This is a genomic window from Tenacibaculum sp. (assembly GCF_048269885.1).
Lineage (GTDB): Bacteria > Bacteroidota > Bacteroidia > Flavobacteriales > Flavobacteriaceae > Polaribacter.
Map to the genome: position 1 here is coordinate 107,099 of NZ_JBLWTZ010000007.1, position 19,124 is coordinate 126,222.

General features: G+C 32.0%; 17 protein-coding genes. 12 read left to right on the forward strand and 5 right to left on the reverse strand.

Going from position 1 to position 19,124, the window contains the following annotated elements; translation table 11 throughout:
* The first annotated feature begins 124 nt into the window (after nucleotides 1–124).
* The 3 genes from ACN0WY_RS07270 to ACN0WY_RS07280 are packed head-to-tail and all read left to right on the forward strand — an operon-like array spanning nucleotide 125 to nucleotide 3,707.
* Nucleotides 125–607 (forward strand): GNAT family N-acetyltransferase, encoded by a 483-nt coding sequence (locus tag ACN0WY_RS07270; RefSeq protein ID WP_417799944.1) that lies wholly within the window; start codon nucleotides 125–127, stop codon nucleotides 605–607.
* A complete protein-coding gene (locus tag ACN0WY_RS07275; protein ID WP_330487852.1) occupies nucleotides 594–1,847 on the forward strand; it encodes an aspartate kinase in 1,254 nt (417 codons plus the stop codon). The genes ACN0WY_RS07270 and ACN0WY_RS07275 overlap by 14 nt, the downstream gene beginning before the upstream one ends.
* Before the next feature lie 51 nt (nucleotides 1,848–1,898).
* A complete protein-coding gene (locus tag ACN0WY_RS07280; protein ID WP_330487853.1) occupies nucleotides 1,899–3,707 on the forward strand; it encodes a lysophospholipid acyltransferase family protein in 1,809 nt (602 codons plus the stop codon).
* A 78-nt stretch (nucleotides 3,708–3,785) separates the two neighbouring features.
* Here ACN0WY_RS07280 and rseP read toward each other — a convergent pair whose 3' ends face one another.
* A complete protein-coding gene (gene rseP / locus ACN0WY_RS07285; protein WP_330487854.1) occupies nucleotides 3,786–5,132 on the reverse strand; it encodes an RIP metalloprotease RseP in 1,347 nt (448 codons plus the stop codon).
* A gap of 159 nt (nucleotides 5,133–5,291) precedes the next feature.
* Here rseP and ACN0WY_RS07290 point away from each other — a divergent pair, with 159 nt between their 5' ends.
* Nucleotides 5,292–5,969 carry an SCO family protein gene (locus tag ACN0WY_RS07290; protein WP_417799975.1) on the forward strand — a complete coding sequence of 226 codons (678 nt, stop codon included), beginning with the start codon at nucleotides 5,292–5,294 and terminating at the stop codon, nucleotides 5,967–5,969.
* A 114-nt stretch (nucleotides 5,970–6,083) separates the two neighbouring features.
* Here ACN0WY_RS07290 and ACN0WY_RS07295 read toward each other — a convergent pair whose 3' ends face one another.
* Nucleotides 6,084–6,425, reverse strand: a complete 342-nt coding sequence (locus tag ACN0WY_RS07295) for an SdpI family protein (RefSeq protein WP_330487855.1) — start codon at nucleotides 6,423–6,425, stop codon at nucleotides 6,084–6,086.
* 3 nt (nucleotides 6,426–6,428) lie between these two features.
* Nucleotides 6,429–7,754 (reverse strand): serine hydrolase domain-containing protein, encoded by a 1,326-nt coding sequence (locus ACN0WY_RS07300; protein WP_417799945.1) that lies wholly within the window; start codon nucleotides 7,752–7,754, stop codon nucleotides 6,429–6,431.
* Nucleotides 7,755–7,846: 92 nt separating this feature from the next.
* Between ACN0WY_RS07300 and ACN0WY_RS07305 the strand changes: the two genes are divergently transcribed.
* Nucleotides 7,847–9,058 carry an aminotransferase class V-fold PLP-dependent enzyme gene (locus ACN0WY_RS07305; protein ID WP_417799946.1) on the forward strand — a complete coding sequence of 404 codons (1,212 nt, stop codon included), beginning with the start codon at nucleotides 7,847–7,849 and terminating at the stop codon, nucleotides 9,056–9,058.
* Nucleotides 9,059–9,145: 87 nt separating this feature from the next.
* Here the strand turns inward: ACN0WY_RS07305 and ACN0WY_RS07310 are convergent, their stop codons facing one another.
* On the reverse strand, nucleotides 9,146–9,847 hold the full coding sequence (locus tag ACN0WY_RS07310; protein WP_417799947.1) for a Bax inhibitor-1 family protein: 702 nt from the start codon (nucleotides 9,845–9,847) through the stop codon (nucleotides 9,146–9,148).
* Nucleotides 9,848–10,254: 407 nt separating this feature from the next.
* On the opposite strand from ACN0WY_RS07310, the gene ACN0WY_RS07315 reads away from it, so the two are divergent.
* The 7 genes from ACN0WY_RS07315 (at nucleotide 10,255) to gwsS (ending at nucleotide 17,259) form a co-directional block, all read left to right on the forward strand.
* Complete coding sequence (locus tag ACN0WY_RS07315; RefSeq protein WP_330487859.1) at nucleotides 10,255–11,286, forward strand: zinc metalloprotease; 1,032 nt, start codon at nucleotides 10,255–10,257, stop codon at nucleotides 11,284–11,286.
* Between the two features lie 540 nt (nucleotides 11,287–11,826).
* Nucleotides 11,827–13,320, forward strand: coding sequence for a YfcC family protein (locus tag ACN0WY_RS07320; RefSeq protein ID WP_417799948.1), 1,494 nt, complete (start codon nucleotides 11,827–11,829; stop codon nucleotides 13,318–13,320).
* A gap of 3 nt (nucleotides 13,321–13,323) precedes the next feature.
* Nucleotides 13,324–14,298 carry a glycerophosphodiester phosphodiesterase gene (glpQ, locus tag ACN0WY_RS07325; protein ID WP_417799949.1) on the forward strand — a complete coding sequence of 325 codons (975 nt, stop codon included), beginning with the start codon at nucleotides 13,324–13,326 and terminating at the stop codon, nucleotides 14,296–14,298.
* 566 nt (nucleotides 14,299–14,864) lie between these two features.
* Nucleotides 14,865–15,044: a hypothetical protein gene (locus tag ACN0WY_RS07330; protein ID WP_125066489.1), complete on the forward strand. Its 180-nt coding sequence runs from the start codon at nucleotides 14,865–14,867 to the stop codon at nucleotides 15,042–15,044.
* 62 nt (nucleotides 15,045–15,106) lie between these two features.
* A complete protein-coding gene (gwsG, locus tag ACN0WY_RS07335; protein WP_417799950.1) occupies nucleotides 15,107–16,111 on the forward strand; it encodes a grasp-with-spasm system ATP-grasp peptide maturase in 1,005 nt (334 codons plus the stop codon).
* On the forward strand, nucleotides 16,056–16,277 hold the full coding sequence (locus tag ACN0WY_RS07340; RefSeq protein ID WP_417799951.1) for a hypothetical protein: 222 nt from the start codon (nucleotides 16,056–16,058) through the stop codon (nucleotides 16,275–16,277). Before gwsG ends, ACN0WY_RS07340 begins: the two co-directional genes overlap by 56 nt.
* Complete coding sequence (gwsS, locus tag ACN0WY_RS07345; RefSeq protein ID WP_417799952.1) at nucleotides 16,270–17,259, forward strand: grasp-with-spasm system SPASM domain peptide maturase; 990 nt, start codon at nucleotides 16,270–16,272, stop codon at nucleotides 17,257–17,259. The genes ACN0WY_RS07340 and gwsS overlap by 8 nt, the downstream gene beginning before the upstream one ends.
* Here gwsS and ACN0WY_RS07350 read toward each other — a convergent pair.
* A complete protein-coding gene (locus ACN0WY_RS07350; protein WP_330487866.1) occupies nucleotides 17,256–19,028 on the reverse strand; it encodes a chloride channel protein in 1,773 nt (590 codons plus the stop codon). The genes gwsS and ACN0WY_RS07350 overlap by 4 nt on opposite strands.
* Nucleotides 19,029–19,124 lie beyond the last annotated feature (96 nt).

Consider the following 19,124-nt stretch of genomic DNA (forward strand, 5'->3'; position numbering starts at 1 on the left):
ACAAAATTCCCAACTTTTATTTAGTATTTTAAAATTTTCAACAAAAAAATATGATGTGTTTTAATTTTTCATTTGTTTTATCAGAAAGTTTTAAGAGAAGTATCTTTACCCAAAAAAGTAAGAAATGAGTTTTATTATCAGGTCAGGAGAGCAAAAAGATGCTCAAGCTATATTAGATTTAATTATTGAATTAGCTGTTTTTGAAAAGGAACCTAACGCGGTTAAAATTACGGTAGAAGACATTATTAAAGATGGGTTTTCTGAAGAACCGAAGTTTAAAACCTTTGTGGCTGAAGAAGGTAATAAGATTATAGGAATGGCGTTGTTTTATGAACGTTATTCTACATGGAAAGGAAAAGCAATTCATTTAGAAGATCTCATGGTAACACAATCTAAAAGAGGTATTGGAGCTGGAAAAGCACTGTATAGTGCTGTAATGAATTATGCGCATAAAAACAATTGCAAAAGAGTGGCATGGGAAGTATTAGATTGGAATACAGGAGCTGTTGATTTTTACAAAAATACAGGAGCAACCATATATGATGAGTGGAGAGTATGCCATATGAATGAACAAAGTTTAGAACAGTTTTGTAATGAGAATATTTAAGTTTGGAGGAGCGTCGGTAAAAGATGCGAATGGAGTAAAAAATGTTGCAAAAGTATTGCAACATGAAGGAACAGAAAATACGTTGGTTGTAATTTCTGCCATGGGAAAAATGACCAATGCTTTTGAGCAAGTGGTTAATGATTATTTCTATAAAAAAGAAAGTCTTAAAGACTCTTTGAAGTTTGTAGAAGACTTTCATCAAAATATGTTGAACGATTTGTTCAGTCCAAATCATGAAGTATATAATAAAGTAAATCATTTATTTGGTGAATTGAGTGGTTTTATGGCTCGAAATACATCCAAAGATTATAACTATGTGTACGATCAAATGGTTGGTTTTGGAGAGTTACTATCTACCACTATAGTAAGTGCTTATTTGTCTGAAATAGGAGTAGAGAATCAATGGTTAGATGTAAGAGAGTACATAAAAACCGACGGAACTTATCGCGATGCTAAAATAGATTGGGAGCAAACACAACAGCAAATCCAAGAAAAGGTTGATATATTAAAACTAAATATTACCCAAGGGTTTTTAGGTGGGTTTGGTACAGAAACAACCACCTTAGGAAGAGAAGGCTCTGATTATACCGCAGGTATTTTTGCCTATTGTTTGGATGCTGATAGTGTTACTATTTGGAAAGATGTACAAGGTGTATTAAATGCAGATCCTAGAGTGTTTTCGGAAACTGCTTTGTTACAAGAAATTTCGTATACCGAAGCCATTGAAATGGCGTTTTACGGAGCCTCGGTAATTCACCCAAAAACAATTCAGCCTTTAGAACAAAAAAACATTCCGCTATACGTGCGTTCGTTTGAAGATGTTACTAAGACCGGAACATGTGTTGGAAGAGGAAAAAAAATAACACCTGAGGTTCCGTGTTTTATCGTAAAGAAAAATCAAATTCTAGTAGCGATTTCAGCAAAGGATTTTTCTTTCATGGTAGAAGACAATATTAGTGATGTTTTTAAGAAGCTTCATGATTATAATTTAAAAGTAAATCTAATTCAAAATTCGGCGATTAGTTTTTCTGTTTGTATAGAGGATAAGTACAATAAGTTTGAAGATTTTTACAACGATTTAAAAGGGGCTTATAACATAAGAGCATATAAAGAAACGACCTTGTATACAATTCGTCACTTCAATGACGAAGCAATAAAAACGATAAGAAAACGGGGAAAATCAATCATTCGTCAAATAAATACAGAAACTGCACAATTAGTGATTCAAGAAAACATGTAAAGCTTGCAAAAAATCGATTATATTTGCAGTTATGTCAATTGATAACTATGTATGGGATTAGTAACACCTAAAGAAGTTGCAAAAGCAATAGGAACCGATAAGTTCGGCGTTTTCGGAACGTTTTCAGGTTGGTTGCTGATGAAAGTTTTGCGAATTTCTACCGCCAATGAAATTTATAACAAGCATAAGCATAAGAAAGATTTACCTTTTTTAAATGGCTTGTTGGAGGAATTTCAGATTGAGTTTGAAATTCCAGAAGAAGATTTAAAGCGTATTCCTAAAGAAGGCCCTTTTATAACGATTTCTAACCATCCGCTTGGAGGGATAGATGGTATTTTATTATTAAAGCTTTTATTAGAGCACAGAACTGATTACAAAATTATAGCAAATTTTTTACTGCATAGAATAGCGCCATTAAAGCCCTATGTAATGCCGGTAAATCCTTTTGAGAACCATAAGGATGCTAAATCGAGTGTAGCAGGAATTAAAAATGCCTTATTACATTTAAAAGAAGGAAAACCGTTAGGGCTTTTTCCAGCAGGAGAAGTGTCTACGTATCGAGATGGAAAATTAATGGTAGATAAAGAATGGGAACAAGGAGCTGTACGCTTGATAAAAAAAGCAAAAGTACCTGTAATTCCTATTTATTTTCATGCTAAAAATAGTCCGCTATTTTACACGTTGTCTAAAATTAGTGATACATTAAGAACAGCAAAACTTCCGTCAGAGTTACTATCTCAGAAAAACAGAGTTATCAAAGTAAGAATAGGTAAGCCTATATCAGTTAAAGATCAAGATTCATTTACTGAGATTCCTGATTTTTATCAGTTTTTACGTAGAAAAACCTATATGTTGGCCAACCCTTACGAGAAAGCATCTCAAAAAATATTGTCAACACAAAAACTTAAGATTCCTAAAAAGGCAAAAAATATTACCTCTCAAAAGTCACCTGATTTATTTGTAAAAGAAGTAGATGTTCTGAGAGAGAAAGGAAGTAGGTTGTTAGAGAGCAAAAACTATGAGGTGTTTTTTGCAAGCGCAAGAGAAATACCAAATATTTTACATGAAGTAGGACGCTTACGTGAAATAACGTTTAGGGAAGTTGGTGAAGGAACAAATAAGCCTATTGATTTAGATAAGTTTGATAAGTATTACCACCATTTGTTTTTATGGGATAACGAACAAAAAAAGTTGGTTGGAGCGTACAGAATGGGCTTAGGAAAAGATATTTATAAAAAACACGGTGTTAATGGTTTTTACATTCATACTTTGTTTAGAATAGAACCTGAATTGTACCCAATGATGGAAAAAACCATTGAAATGGGACGTGCTTTTATTATTAAAGAATACCAACAAAAACCAATGCCACTATTTTTATTGTGGAAAGGAATTGTACATGTTACATTACGTTATCCTGAACATAAATATTTAATGGGAGGGGTAAGTATAAGTAATCAGTTTTCTGAATTCTCAAAATCCTTGATGATTGAGTTTATGAAATCTCACTATTACGATCCGTATGTAGCACAATATATTCACCCTAAGAAAGAATTCAAGGTGAAATTAAAAGATGCTGATAAAGATTTTGTATTTGATGCTACTGAGGCTGATATGCAAAAGTTCGATAAAATTATAGACGAATTGGAACCAGGAGAGTTACGTATTCCGGTATTGATTAAAAAATACGTAAAACAAAATGCACGTTTAGTTGCATTTAATGTAGATCCGAAGTTTAATAACGCGATTGATGGGTTAATGTATATTAAGGTAGCTGATATACCAGAAAGTACCGTAAAGCCTGTTATGGAAGAATTTCAAGCAGAGTTAGAACGTCGAGCGGCAGAGAACTTAAATAAGTAAAGGAACTAAGTTAAAACATGGCATAAAAAAAGCATCGTACTTTATAGTACGATGCTTTTTTATTTATAGTTTAGAAGGCTATTTGAATAGCCTAAATATATCGTTTCCGTTGGCAAATAGTAGTAATGCTATTAATAAGATAAACCCTGTAATTTGAGCATACTCTAAAAACTTATCACCAGGTTTTTTACCCGTAATCATTTCCCATAAGGTAAATACTACGTGACCACCGTCTAAGGCAGGAATTGGTAGTAAATTCATAAACCCTAACATGATTGATAAGAAAGCAGTAATGTTCCAGAAAGTTTCCCAGCTAAATTCAGAAGGAAATATACTTCCAATAGAAATAAACCCGCCTAAACCTTTGTAAGCACCTGTACTAGGATTTAAAATCTTTTTCATTTGCTTAATATAATTAGTTAAGGTTGTCCACGCTTTTTGAGTACCAGCAGGTATAGCTTCTCCAAAAGAATAGGTTCTTTCAGCTAAGTTATAGTAACCTAGCTTTTCTAAATCTACCAAAGAAACAGCACCAAGAGCAACTCCTAAATTTCCATAATTAGAAACCTTTGCAGGAACACTTAAGTTCTCTTTACCTCTTCTTATAGATAATGTAACTTCTTGTCCTTTTAAGCTATGTAAAATAGGTTTAGCTTGATCAAAATAAGTTATATTTTGTCCATTAACAGCAGTTATGATATCCTTTGGTAAAATATTGCTATCAGCATTTAATGAATCTTTTTGTACACCAGCAATAACAAATGGATATCTTGGAGTTATAAAAGCGCCAGCATCCTTACCTCTATCTACTAACTTCGAGATAAAATCTGTTGGAATTTCTTTTTCAAGAACAGTTCCGTTTCTTTCAACAGTGTAAGTAGTACCATTGATAAACTCAAGAGGAAGCTCTCTAAACTTTTCTATTTTTTGTCCGTCAATTGTTAAGATTTTATCTCCCGTTTCTAAACCTAAATCTTTTCCTAATTCGTCTTGCACCCAAACTCCATCTTTTAAACTTTCATTTGGTAAGTATTTTTCACCATAAGCCCACATTAAAGAGATATAAATTAAAATACCTAGTACAAAGTTTACAATAACTCCACCTAACATAATAATTAAACGTTGCCATGCAGGTTTAGAACGAAATTCCCATGGCTGTGCAGGTTTTTGCATTTGCTCAGTATCCATACTTTCGTCAATCATTCCAGCAATCTTAACATAGCCTCCTAATGGAATCCAGCCAATACCATAAACTGTTTCTCCAACTTTCTTTTTAAATAAAGAGAATTTATAATCGAAAAAGAGGTAGAATTTTTCGACTCGGGTTTTGAATAATTTTGCAGGAATAAAATGTCCTAATTCGTGTAAAACAATTAAGAGCGATAAGCTTAAAATAAATTGTGATGCTTTTATTAAAATTTCCATAAATGGTGTTCGTCTAAATTTAAAATCTGACAAATGTACGTTTTTCAGCACAGTTCTAAAAGTTTGTGTTACAGATGGGCATTTGTTTTAACAAAGTTTTTAGGGGAGTGGTTTATAAACCCTGTTTTAAGTCGTATTTTTGTAGAAAATTTTAGTACTGTGGATATTAAATTCTTTAAAAAATCAAAAAGCACCTTAATTTTTATTTTAGTTTTTTGTGCTATTGGCATACCTGTTTTTTACCATTTAGTAAAAGTTGACAATAAATTACCGATTTACAATCCTGCTGATATCAACCCTAAATTGGTGGACGTTTCTGTAAGGAATAGAACAAAAAACCATAAAGTAGGCGATTTTAAGCTAATTAATCAAAATGGTGATACCATCACAAATGCGAATTATAAAGGGAAAATTTACATAGCAGATTTCTTTTTTACCCGCTGCCAAACTATTTGTATTGCCATGGCGTATAATATGGGTGAGTTGCAAGAGCATTATAAAAATGATGATGATATTATGTTTTTATCACATTCCGTAACTCCAGTAATGGATAGCGTACCACAATTACGAAAGTATGCTACTGAAAAAGGAGTGATTGATGGAAAATGGAATGTAACTACTGGTGAAAAGAAGCATATATACAACTTAGCGCGTAAGCATTATTTTGCGGTGTTGGATGAAGGTGATGGAGGAGAGAATGATTGGGTGCATACTGAAAACTTTGTATTGATAGACAAAGAAGGGCGTATTAGAGGCTCGTATGATGGAACCAAAAAAGAAAATATGCAGAAAATTATAGATGATATTGCACTACTTAAAGAAGAGTATAAAAAGTAATTTTTCAAAGAAGCCTGTGCCTGTGCAAAAGGGATTTCTGATTACAAAAAGAAAGACCCAGATGTTTTTATAAAAACATCTGGGTCTTTGTGGGTAACACAATTTGATGGAGTTTTATTTCTTATTTCCGTCCTCATCAAAATTCTTATTTATTTCTTGTTCAGTTTTAACAACAGATACGGCTAGTGACAATAACATAATTGCCATAGGTTGCCATGTTAACTCTTTCGATATATAAGCCAATACCAAAGCAGCAACTAACGAAATAGCTGAATACTTCATAAACTCTTTGGTGAAAAAAGCGTTGGCAAATTGCCAAATAGTATCATTCTTCATAGTTTTATTCGTGCGATACCCATAAATAGCATTGATTTTTTTAGGCGGGAAAAAATGAAAAATAATACTGAATAAAAAAAGCAATCCGTTTATAGAAAGCACGTAATAAAAAGGGTTCATGGTTTAGTGTTTAATAGAATTTACAATTCCTTTTAGTAAGGTGTTTACATCTGCATTTTTGGTAAGTCCCGTACGAACAACTACCAAATCTTGATTAGGCAAAATAAATACATTTTGACCTTTATACCCATTAAAAGAAAACATATTTTTTGGAGCGTCAGGATATCTACCACCAGCATTTAACCAAATTTGAGCACCATACCAACCATCTGAAGTAGGAGTAGGAGTTGTAGCATAACGTACCCAATCTTTATCAAATAAATGCTCTCCGTTCCATTCACCATTGTGTAGGTATAGTAATCCAAGTTTAGCCCAGTCTCTTGCTGTTGCCCAAGCATAGGAAGAGCCTACAAAATGATTGCTCATATCTGTTTCAACAAGCATTGAATTCATGCCTATTTTATCAATCAAAGCACTGTACCAAAAATCAAGGTACTCTTGGTGTGTATCGAATGTTGTTCGTAAAATACCCGATAATAAGTTAGAAGTTCCAGAAGAATAATTCCAAGTTTCGTTTGGTTTGCCTACTAATGGCTTGTTTACTTGAACTTTGGTCATGTCTTTTTCTAAAAACAACATTTTAGTAGCGTCAGAAATAGTATTGTAATCTTCATTCCATTCCAAACCAGAATTCATTTGTAATAAATTATGAATTGTAATGTTTTTACGGTCGTCATTTTCCCATTCAGAAAATAAATTGTCTTCTTGAAGATTAATTTTTCCTCGACATTTTAAAATTCCAAACAACGTACCTGTAATACTTTTGGTCATAGACCAACCTAACTGTTTCGATTCTTTGGTAAAACCAGCATCGTATTTTTCAAAAATAATCTTGTCTTTATATACAACTACTACCGAGCGTGTTTGATTTCTATCATTAAAGATGGTATCAATGGTTTCGTTCAGTTTTGTATAATCAATGTTAGCAAAAATAGTGTCTTTATGATCTGCATTTCCGTAAGGAAAAGGAGTAACGTTGTCAGGTTCTGAACGTTTTGGAGTAAGTTGAGGTTTGGTAATGTCGAAATCATCAGTAACCAAAACAGCACCAAGACCATCTCTGTAAATAGCTTTTCTTTTGAGTAATCCGTATACTGAACCAGTGGCCGATTTTTCTGCTGTATTAATTTTATCAAAAGTAATATTTATAGGAGAAAAATTATTGTCATTAGCATCTGTAAAGGCTAAACTTCTTCCTGCGAGAAATACAGACGAAGCAGTGTTTTTTGCAGAATATCCTGCTAGTATATTTAACTTAGGATAATTGTAAAAAACAGCAATTGCCAAGGCAATCAGAATGAGTAAAAGAATTCTTTTTAAGTTTTTCATGTGACGGATTTCTAGCAAATGTAAGAATTTAATTGTTTGATGTTTGTATTTGAAATGCAAGCCCTACCTTTGTGCTAAATTTGATATTTTATATGTTTAGTATAGATAAAATTCGCGCTGATTTTCCTATTTTAAAAAGGGAAGTACATGGGAAAAAATTAGTGTATTTAGATAACGGAGCAACCTCACAAACGCCTCAGGTAGTAATTGACGCTATTGTAGATTATTACTCTAGTTATAATGCAAATATTCATAGAGGTGTACATACATTAAGTCAGGAAGCTACCGATAAGTATGAGGAAGCCAGAATTAAGATTCAAAAACATTTCAATGCGAAGCATTCGTATGAAATTATTTTAACCTCAGGAACAACGCATGGAGTTAATATTGTAGCATCTGGTTTTGCCTCAATTTTACAAGAAGGAGATGAAGTAATTGTTTCGGCTTTAGAGCATCATTCTAATATTGTGCCTTGGCAAATGTTATGTGAAAAAACAGGAGCTATTCTAAAAGTAATTCCGATGGATGAAGAGGGTTCTTTACGCATGGATTTATACCATGAATTACTAACTCCAAAAACTAAACTAGTTTTCTGTAATCATGTATCAAATGCACTAGGAACAATTAACCCCATAAAAGAAATTATTCATGCTGCACACAAATTTGGTGCTTATGTGTTGATTGATGGTGCACAAGCAGTACCGCACATAAAACCAGATGTACAAGCATTAGATGCCGATTTTTATGTGGCTTCAGCTCATAAAATGTGTGGGCCAACAGGTGTTGGGGTGTTATATGGGAAAGAAGAACTATTGCAATTATTACCACCATACCAAGGAGGTGGAGAAATGATTGAAACAGTTACTTTTGAAAAGACAACGTATGCAGGGTTACCTCACAAATTTGAAGCAGGTACACCTAATATTTGTGGAGGAATAGCTTTTGGAGTTGCTGTAGATTATATGAATTCAGTTGGTTTTTCTAACATAGAGAAGCAAGAAAACGAACTGTTATCGTACGCAACGCAAGAGCTAGAAAAAATAGATGGATTAAAAATCTATGGAACATCAAATAAAACATCAGTTATATCCTTTAATCTCGAAGGAATTCACCCGTATGATGTTGGAGCTATTTTAGATAAACTAGGAGTAGCAGTTCGTACAGGTCACCATTGTGCACAGCCTATTATGGACTTTTTCGGTATTCCAGGAACAGTACGCGCTTCTTTTTCTTTTTACAATACCAAAGAAGAAGTTAATGTATTGGTAAATGCTGTTAAGAAAGCACAGATGATGTTAAGTTAAAAGAAACTTAATTTAGATAAGAATAAAAAAAAGCCTCCAATTTTGGAGGCTTTTTTTATGTTATTATAATTTTTATAAGAGTCTTTCTTAATCTCTTGACATAAATATCTGTAGTACATACCAGAACAACAACATTAAAGAAGCAAATAAGCCTAATGCTGCTGGAATGTAATCATCTGTAGAGAATTTGTGAACTAAGTTAGATGTTTGATATAAAATAGAACCAGCAGCTAATACACACATTCCAACTGAAAACCATAACCCTAAATTAAACCCGAATAAAGCTCCTGCGATAATTAATCCAATAGCGATAAAAAATCCAACAGATAATCCAGCTCTTATAAAAGAAAAATCTTTTTTGGTAATAAAAACGATTGATGAAATTCCAATAAACAACGACAGCGTAACAATTCCCGCTTGTTTTATAACTTCAAAGTTGTTAGTGTATGCTATAGCTATATAAATTAGCGGAATAAAAATAAAGGCTTCAGCAAAAATATATCCTGAATATGCTAAGTATTGTAAGTTTTTATCAGAGGTTTTTAAAGCAGTACTTTCAGCGTAGTTAGTAATTAACATAAAACCACCTAATAACAATAACCATTTATACCCTTGTGTCATTGATAAAGCAAATTCAACAATAGTAGCACTTTGTAAAAATAAATATTCAAACAGTACAAATAATAATACCCCACCCGCCACATGTGCATAGGTTTTTTTGTAAAAAGCAATTTTGTCAGCTTCTGAGACTTGTGCAACAAGCACTTTTGAGTTAAATGAGTTTTCCATAATTAATTTTTTATTAAAACGTAAAGATATGCTTTTTAGATTATTTAAAAACAGGAGGTTTGCGTTGTTAAAAATGAAGTTTTGTGACTTTAAAATTATCGTATTGATGATTTAATTTGTTTAAAATTGACGTTTTTTTATTGTTTTTGTTAAATTTTAACATTTAGATATTGTTAAAAAATAGGGGTTCGCAAGTGATAAAACCTAAGAAATTAACTTTTTTTTAACTTTTTTTTAGCATTAAAAAAAAATTATATATTGCACATCGTTAAAAAACCCTTCAAATAATTATCAAAGTAATAGGTATTTAACAATTTAATTAATGAAGCCTTTTTTATTTTGAGTTTTTTAACAAATTTATTGCCTTCGGCAGTTTTTCAATAACTAATTTTTTAATTATTCACAACATGAAAAGAATTTTTTTAACACTAGCTGTAGCAGCCTCAGTTCTAGTAGGGTGTCAGGAGAACGCAAAAGAGGAAGCGTTACCAACCCAAGAAGCGATTGACATGAGCGATTTCTATGTAGAAACTGAAGAAGTTTCTCACAAAGGAGGATCTGAGCAATGTCACTCAATGAGAGTTTTAAACAGACAAGTAAAAGAGAACCCAGGATTATACAAGAAAATGTATAATATTGAGTATGCTACAAGAAAATTAACAACTGCAAAAGGTAAACCAGGAGGTGGAGACACAGGTGGTGGAGATGTAGATGTATTACCAATTGAAGACGGTTTAGGAACAATAAATATTCCTGTATACGTACACGTTGTTTTACCAAATGCAAATAGTGTTTCTGATAATCAAATTCAAGCACAAATGAATGTGTTAAATGACGATTTCAGTAATCCAAATACAAATCAACTTCCTTCAGGAGCTTCAGATTTTATCAATGATGCAACTGATACAGGAATCCAATTTACATTAGCAGGTACTTTCAGACACAATGACTCTAAGTCTTCTTGGGGAACTAACGATGCTGTTAAAGCTGCTTACCCTCCAATTACTCCTTCAACTCACTTAAATATTTGGGTGTGTGAAATAGGAGGAGGTATCTTAGGATATGCTCAATTCCCAGGAGGTTCTTCATCTACAGATGGTGTAGTATTATTAGCTGGAAGTTTACCAGGTGGTTCTTCTGCTCCATATAACATGGGTAGAACTGCAACTCACGAGGTTGGTCACTACTTAAACTTACGTCACATTTGGGGAGACGGAAGATGTCGTCAAGACGATTTCGTAGCGGATACTCCATCTTCTGATGCGTCAAACTACGGATGTCCAACTTATCCAGATGTTAGCTGTAAGTCTGCTGATATGACTATGAACTACATGGATTATACAAACGATGCTTGTATGTATATGTTTACAGATGGTCAACGTAACAGAATGAGAGCTTTATTTGCTTCAGGAGGAGCTAGAGCTTCTATGTTAAACTAGAAACCAATAGTCTTTTTTAAGACGTTCTCAATAATTATTACAATTATTACAAAGCCAAGAGATCCAAATCTCTTGGCTTTTTTAGTTGTAAAAAATAAAATCTTCTCAAAAGGATGTTGAGTTGTTTATTTGGTGTTTTTCCTGTTTCTATTGGTTGTTGTTATTTGTAAATTGGCTAACTATGAGATGAAAATGTTAACGCTGACTTTAAGAATGCCCCATTTTTATAGGATTTGTAATTATGACTGGGGCATTAACTAATGCTTAGAGTGAAACGAATACTAAGCAAGAAATGGTTCAAGAATTAGCTATTGAGATTATTGTCTTATATAAATTATACAAATGATGTTTGTAGAAGGATAAGACAACAGCATAAGAGCAATCATTCAATCAGAAAAAGTAAGAGTTGTGATGTTAAATTAGAAAACCAAAGTCTTTTTTCGAGATATTCTCAATAATTATTTTAATTATTATTAAGCCAAGAGATGCACATCTCTTGGTTTTTTTTACTTTTATGGAGATAAATAATAACTCATTGTCTTGAAGAAAATTAAATTTCCAACCCCGCATACCATTTTATTATTGATAGCAGGGTTAGTGGCTATTTTAACATGGTTTGTGCCTGCAGGTAAGTTCGATACGTTACAGTATCAAAAAAACAGTAATTCATTTATCTATTTACATTTAGAGGATGAAAAAACAATGCCAGCTAATCAAGAAACATTAGAAGCTTTGGGAATTAAAATTCCGTTGGAAAAGTTTACTAATGGAGATATAGCAAAACCAATTAGCGTACCAGAAACATACACTCAGTTAGATCCAAAACCACAAGGCTTTTTAGACTTCTTTAAATCTCCTATAAAAGGAATTATCCAATCATCTGATATAATTTTATTTGTTCTAATTTTAGGTGGAATTATAGGTATAATGAATTTTACAGGTGCTTTTGATGCAGGAATAGCTTGGTTAGCAAAAGTACTTAAAGGAAAAGAGTATTGGCTCATATTTGTAGTAACGACTTTAATAGCTGTAGGAGGAACTACCTTTGGGTTAGCAGAAGAAACCATTGCTTTTTATCCTATACTAATTCCCATATTTTTAGCAGCAAAATATGACGCAATTGTAGCTTTAGCTTGTGTATATATTGGGTCATCTATTGGTACGATGTGCTCAACAGTAAATCCATTTAGTGTTATTATTGCTTCAGATGCAGCAGGAATTAACTGGACAACTGGCTTTACTGGGAGATTGTTAATGCTAATTGGAGGTGTTGTTATTTGCGTTACTTACATTTTACGTTACGCAAACAAAGTTCAAAAAGACCCAACAAAATCGATTATTTACGATCAAAAAGAAATGATTGAAAATCTTTTTGGTAACTCAACATCAAATACACATACGTTAACAAGTAGATTACGAATTATACTAACCATTTTTGCGATGTGTTTCGTAATTATGATATACGGGGTTTCTCGTTTAGGTTGGTGGTTTGAAGAAATGACTGTAGTGTTTTTAATAGGAGCTATTTTAATTGGTTTTTTAGCCAAAATGAAAGAAGAAAACTTTGTAAATACTTTTATTAAAGGAGCAGGAGATTTATTAGGAGTCGCTTTTATTATAGGTATTGCACGTGGAGTTTCCGTATTAATGGAACAAGGTTTAATAAGCGATACTATTTTACAAAATGCAAGTGAGTTTACAACAGGAATGTCCAAGGGTGTTTTTACAAACGTAATGTTATTTATTTATTCAGGATTGTCGTTTTTTATTCCAAGTTCTTCAGGTATGGCAGTTTTAACTATGCCTATTATGTCGCCGTTGGCAGATACGGTTGGAGTGGGTAGAGAGGTAATTGTAAATACGTATCAATACGGTATGGGTTTATTTGCTTTTATCAACCCAACAGGGTTAATTTTAGCATCCCTAGCTATTGTGAAAGTTGGTTATGATAAATGGTTGAAGTTTGTAATCCCGTTAGTAATTATCTTAACAGTTTTTACAATGCTGGTTTTAACCGCACAAGTATATCTGTAAATAATGAAACAAATTTATATACTGTATTTCTTATCTCTTTTCTTTGGATGTAATCCAAAAACAAAACCAACGAATATGCAAAAGAAAATTGTAATTGCTCATCGTGGAGCCTCAGGGTATTTACCAGAACATACTATGGAAGCTAAAGCCATGGCACATGCTATGAACCCTGATTATATAGAACAAGATTTAGTATTGAGTAAAGACAATGTTGCTGTAGTTATTCATGATATTTATTTGGATGATGTTACAGATGTAGCTGAAAAATTCCCAGAAAAAAAACGAGAAGATGGACGATTTTATGTAATTGATTTTACTTTTAAAGAGCTACAAGAGTTAAATGTTACAGAACGTTTCAATACGAAGACGGGAGAGCAAGTGTACCCGAATCGATTCCCAAAGGGAAAAGGAAACTTTAAATTACATTCTTTACAAGAAGAGATAGAGTTAATTCAAGGATTGAATGCTTCCTCAGGAAAAAACATCGGGATTTATCCTGAAATTAAAAATCCAGAATTTCATAATGAAAATGGAAAAGACATTGCCAAAATTACGTTGAATATTCTTTCAAAATACGGTTATAAAACCAAGAAAGATAAATGCATGTTTCAATGCTTTGATGCAAAAGAATTGGAGAGGGTTCGAAAAGAGTTACAGTCAGATTTGTTTTTAGTTCAATTAATTGAATTCTCAGAGGAAACTAAACAACTGAAGCATTTTGCAACTTATGCTGACGGGTTAGGGCCTTGGTATAAACAAATTTTAGATAAGAAAGAAGGAAATCAATGGCAGTTTACAACATTGGTTGAAGAAGCTCATAAACTAGGGTTACAAGTGCATCCGTACACTTTTAGAGCTGATCAATTAGATGAATTTTCATCTTTTGAAGAAATGCTGCAAGTATTACTTTTTGAAGCTAATGCAGATGGTGGTTTTACCGACTTCCCTGATAAAATGGTTACTTTTTTAACCAGATAAATAGGCCTATATACTTCAGGCAGTTTACCAAAATGAGAGAACTATATTTTTTAAAATTTTTAAAAATGTAGCTTATGTTGTTATGGTAACAACCACATTACTTGAATTCTGTTAACAAGAGTTTTTTGGAGATGATTGTAGGTGTAATACTTAATTATACCCCCCCCAAAAAAAAAAGAAAAGTTTGTGACACACTCATTTGTCTAAGAATAAGCAAAATATTTAATGCAGCTTAAGAAGTTTTGTGGAGACACTTGTAAAAAACAAAATAGGAGCATGTGAAAAACGATAAATTGTAACAGCACAACAAACAAAAAGCGATTTTAGAATTAGAAATTAGTTTTATTAAGCCGTTATAATTTTTAAATAGTACCTCCTAATTTTATAAATAGTTCCTTAACACTTCAATTTTACCTTGCTAAAAATTCAATATTTGTATCTAACCTTTTAAAAAAAAGGGAAGTAAAAACACGCAAGAATTGATATAGTTAGTAAAGGGAGTAAGCCGAAAATCCCATAGTGAATAGAGTAGGTAAACAAATAAATATTTTATTATGAATTCAAAAATGAAATCATTGAAAGAGTTTGAAATGTCTCAAAATGAGATGGACACAACCAAAGGAGGTCTTTACTACGGATCTGGTGTTTATTGGAGAGACGAGAGAGAAGAAGACTATGTAGGAAGTTTTAATATTGGAACCTATGTAGACGGGATTAATATGGGAACTGATGGTTATAAAGATTAATTAGTTTTTAATAACCCATTCAGCTAATTCTATTTTGGCAGAATGGGTTAAATAGTTGAAGTATGATATTAATTTTATCCATAGAGCAAGATGAAAGTACCATTGACATAATAAGATGGCTTAGTTATTTAAAAGAAGATTTTATACTGCTCAACAATAATGAGCTTATAAGCAACTTAACCGTAAATATAAACACTTCTGAGGTATTTATTAGGACTAAAGACGCGACTGTTAATTTTAATGAAATTACTTCGGTTTGGTATCGAAGAGGAAACTTTACCCTGTATGACTGTATTGAGATAAAGGATTTTATAGGAGATAAAATAACTGAGTTTTATAATGAGGAGAAAAAAGATTTATTTGAGTACTTACATTTTTTACTACATCAAAAACCTTCTATAAATAATTATAACTTTAAAAAAGTTAATAAACTTATTGTATTAACCTTAGCAAAACAATTGGGGTTGTGTATTCCTAAAACCACCATAACAAATCAAAAAAAAGTTTTAAGAGAAGAATTAAAAAACAAATTGTTAATTACAAAGCCAATCAATGACCCCATGAGTTTGTATGGAGATACTTATTGGCTGCCTACCTATACAACATCAATAAATACAGAGAAAGTTGATTTACTCGACGATACTTTCGGGGTTAGTTTATTTCAAGAAAACATTAAAAAAATACTCGAAATACGTAGTTATTTTTTGGATGGAGAGTTTTATTCAATGGCTATTTTCTCTCAGTTAGACGAACAAACTAAAACAGATTTTAGATGTTATAATAATCAAAAACCCAATAGAACAATTCCGTTCAACCTACCTTCAGCCATTGAAATAAAATTAAAAACGTTGGCAGAAAAACTGAATTTAACGAGTTGTTCTTTCGATTTAATTTACACCCCCTCTAAACAATATGTTTTCTTAGAAGTAAATCCTATAGGGCAATTTGGTATGGTTTCTTATCCATGTAATTATTATTTAGAAGAAAAAATAGCGTACAAACTCAAAAACTATGATATCTCAAAAAGAAGCACAACAGTTATTAAACAAAACGAAAGAAGAGTATAAAAACAAATTACCGGCAGTAATTTATTTCTCAGAAATAAAACCTATTAGTAACAATTCTATGTCATTAATTCACAATAGAATATCAATAGACAAATATCACGATAGGTATGCTTTAAAAAGAAGTTTTTACAAGCCAATAACAATACAACACCCTACTAATGAATAACAGTAATAAATATGTAAGAATGTTTTCTAATTGCATTCCAGTTTTAGGGAGAGACAAATCTGTTATATACGACTTGCAAAGAAAGCAAATGTTTAATATTCCTAACGATTTATACAACTTCATTCAGTTATTCGAAGAACATACTATTTCAGAAATATTTGAATTATGTGGTAAAGATAATGAGCAAGTTGTAGAAGAGTACTTTCAATTTTTAACAAATAAAGAGCTTACATTTTTAATAGATAAAGATGAGCTAGAGTTATTTCCTAAATTGAGTATGAAATGGACATCTCCTGCTAAAATATCAAATGCAATTATTGAGATAAGTGAAACAACATATCCTTTTTTAGATAAAATATTAAAATGCCTTACAGCATTAGGCTGTGAATATTTGTATATTAAAATATGTATTCCTAAATCTTATAATGTTATTAAAGATATTGTGGGAAAATTAACCACTTCTTCTATTTTTTCTGTTGTTTTTGAAGCAAAATTCAATAAAGAAGAAAGAATAACCGATTATGAACAACTTATAGTTGAGAGTAAAAGGATAGAGACAATTTTTCTCTTAAGTGACGAACAGTTAAAAACAGCATCTTCTAAAATTCTTATAACATCACCTAAGCGATTTGTAAATAAAAAAGAATATTTTTTCAAGATAAACATATCCTTATTTACAGAATCTCAAAAATATAATACCTACTTTAATCAAAAGATTTTTATAAATAAAGAAGGGGGGGTATTGAATGCTCCAGAAACTGAAGAATTATTTGGTAACATCACAAGATTAAGGTTTAAGGAGCTGGAAGCGGTTGTAGACTCAGAACAGTTTCAAAGGTATTGGAGCATTAATAAAGATGTAATAGATGAATGTAGAGATTGTGAATTGCGTTATATGTGTGTGGATAATAGAGTACCCAAGCAATCTAAAGAAGGAAGCTATTTTTTTACTTCAAAATGTGAACTAAGAGTAATGAACTAAGCGGTAACCTCAATTAGCTTATTTCTATATACAGAGAGCAGTTTTGATTTGGATATAAAACCAACATATACCCCATTTTTAACTACAGGTAAGTTCCAAGCACCGCTTTCTTTAAATTTTTGCATCACCTTTTCAGTGCCATCATCATAAAAAATAATGGCGGGAGCTATTTTCATAATATCTTTAACAGAAGTTGTGTCGTATAGCTCTTGATTAAACATCATAGGGCGGATATCATCTAGCAAAACAATTCCTCTAAACTTATTGTCACTATCCACTACAGGAAAGATGTTTCGTTTCGATTTAGAAACAGCTTGTTTAAGCATCTCTCCCAAGGTCATATCAGGGTAAATTTTAATAAAGTTCTTTTCAATAATCTTACTAATCTTCATCATCATCATTACATTTTTATCTTTATTATGTGTAATAAGTTCACCGCGTTTAGCTAGCTCAATAGTGTAAATTGAATTAGAAACAAAGTATTTGGTAATGGCATAAGAAACTGCTGAAACGAGCATCAATGGAACAAATAAATCATAACCTCCAGTTATTTCAGCAATTAAGAAAATAGCCGTTAAAGGTGCGTGTAAAACACCAGCCATTAAGCCTGTCATGCCAATCAACGTGAAGTTAGTTTCCGAGACATCAAATCCGAATTGATTGATAATTTTAGCAGTAACATTTCCCAAAGCACTTCCCATAACAAGTGTTGGGATAAAAATTCCACCAACTCCACCTGCAGCAAAAGTAGTAGTCATGGCAATTACTTTGAAAACACCTATAATTAATAGAAAAATTATGACCATCCACACATTGTCAAAATCAATTGAATAATGAATACTTTTGAGAGCAGCACCAGCATTTTCAGATAATAAATTATTGATAATTCCGTATCCTTCACCAAATAAAGGAGGAATTAAAAAGAGCATTATACCAATAGCAATTCCACCAAATACTAATCGTTTAAAGGGAGTATATTTTTTGAAAAAATTAATGATTCTAAAATAGATTTTCGAAAAATATACAGAAGAAAATCCTGTAAAAATAGCCAAAGCTATGTAAAAGATAAGATCGTTAATTTCAAAAGCATCTTGCAGTTGCACACTAAACAACACATCTTTTCCCAAAAAGAAATAAGAAGTAATTACCGCAGAAACAGAGGCTAATAATAAAGGAACTAACGAAGCAAAAGCAAGATCCAAGCTAAAAATTTCCACTGCAAAAATGATAGCGGCAATAGGAGCTTTGAACATTGAAGACATTGCCCCAGCAGTAGCACAACCAATTAGCAACATACGAGTTCTCATATTCATATGAAAAAACTGAGCAACACCAGAGCCTAAGGCAGCACCAGTACTTACAGCAGGGCCTTGCAACCCTACAGAACCTCCAAAACCTACAGTTATAGGAGCGGTAATTAACGAAGCATAAATTTTATAACGCTCAATAATTCCATTTTTTTTAGAAATAGACTGTAAAGTGGTAGAAATACCGTGACCAATATCTTTTTTGATGAAATATTTCTTGATGTAAAACACTAAAAATAATCCGATAATAGGAAAAATAAAGTACAAAGAATGATGATAGTCTTTAATAAGCCCATCTTCTAAAATACGGTGAAAGTAAAAAGTAAGGTTCTTAAGAATTAAGGTGCCAATCCCTGCTAAAAAACCAACTAAAACACTTAAAACATATACAAACTGTCGTTCAGAGATATGTTTGTATCTCCAAATTAATATTTTTTTATAAGCTTCCTTAGATGTAGGCATTGTTTTTTAGATGCTTAGTTAATTTTTGAAAAGCTAGTTAAGAATACTTAAAGATACTATCCTCTTTTTGATTTACTAAATAAGAAGAAAAAAAAT